At 29.9% G+C, this 1614-nt stretch carries 1 protein-coding gene; it reads right to left on the bottom strand.

The genetic code is table 11. The features are described from left to right. Positions 1–75 precede the first annotated feature (75 nt). On the bottom strand, positions 76–1614 hold a 1539-nt coding region (locus tag P8H68_RS10540; protein WP_300324644.1), incomplete at its 5' end, for a response regulator.

Below are 1614 nucleotides of genomic sequence, written 5' to 3'. Positions count from 1 at the left end.
AGTAATATAAAAAAAAACTACCAAAATAAATAAATGATTATCATGGTAGTTTGTAATTTCTTAGGAGCGTTTTTTTCAACTCTCGTTTTCTTTTTTATGAATGTTTCTGTAATTCGAAGGTACTTCGTTGAATTGTGCTTTGAAGCACTTTCTAAAATATTTTAAATCACTAAATCCTACTTCATATGCAATTTCTGAGATATGCATTTTTGTGTTTGTAATTAGCTGACCTGCTTTTTTCAATTTGATGGTTCTAATAAACTCGGTAATGGATTGATTTGTTAGTGCTTTGAATTTTCTATACAATACAGATCTACTCATATTCATCTGTTTGGTAAAAACATGTACATTAAACTCAGGATCGGTTATGTTTTCTTCAATTATTTGAATTGCTTTTTCTAAGAATAATTCATCGGCAGAGGTAACTGATAATTCTTTAGGAGTTAAAATAATATCCTTTTTAAATTTACTTATTAAGTTAGATCTTGTATTTAATAAATTATCTACTCTAACCTCTAGAATAGAGGCGTCAAATGGTTTTGTGATATAAGTATCCGCTCCAAATTGATATCCATCTTTTTGATGAGCAGAGTCTGTTTTTGCAGTCAGTAGTATGATGGGAATATGACTGGTAGTAATATTTGATTTAATTTGTTTACAAAGTTCCAGGCCGTCCATTATAGGCATCATGATATCGCTTATGATTAAATCAATATCCTTGTTATTTGCGATAGAAATAGCTGCATTCCCGTTTTCTGCTGTATAGATGTTGTATTTTTTTTCAAATATTTCTTTGATGAAATTTCTAACATCTGCATTGTCTTCTACAATTAATAAAGTAGGTTTGTTTTCATCGATTGAGATATTGTTGTCGATATCTGTATTCGTTATTGGTATATCAGATTGAGCTTCCGTTTCCGTTTTGCTAATAGGCGTTTCCTTTTTAGGAGCTAATAATTTATCAGAACTTTTGATGTGATGCTCTCCTAAAAGGAATTTTACTTGAAAAGAAGTTCCTTCTTTTTTAGAGCTTGACACTGAAATATTTCCTTTATGAAGGTCGACCAAGCTTTTAGTAAGTGCAAGGCCAATTCCTGAACCTGATTTAAATCCATCTTGATCAGATCTGTAGTATCTATCAAATACGTGTTTTAGATTTTTTTCAGGTATTTCTTCTCCAAAATTTGTGATTGTTATGATTACTTCTGTATTGGTGCTCTCAATATAAATTTTTATTTCACTTTCGTCTTGAGTGTATTTAAATGCGTTTGACAATAAATTGAAAAGAATTTTTTTCATTTTAATTTTATCAAACCATAAGTAGATTTCATTTCTTTCGGTGACAAAATCATATTTGATATTTTTAACTTTTGCTAAATCTTGAAAAGCAAGTTTAATTTCTTTTGTGAAAGCAACAATATTAGATTCAGCGGCATGCAACTCTAATTTTCCAGATTCACTTTTTCTAAAATCCAATAGTTGTGTGATTAACTGAAGCAGCATATTGGCATTTCTTTGCATTGTGAGATGCTGTTTTTGTACAAATGAATCCCCCATGTTTTGTTCTATCATTCGTTGTAAAGGTCCAATAATAAGGGTTAATGGAGTTCTAAA

It is taken from the genome of Flavicella sp. (assembly GCF_029238425.1).
Classification (GTDB): Bacteria; Bacteroidota; Bacteroidia; order Flavobacteriales; family Flavobacteriaceae; genus Flavicella.
This window is presented reverse-complemented; position numbering and strand designations above follow the sequence as displayed.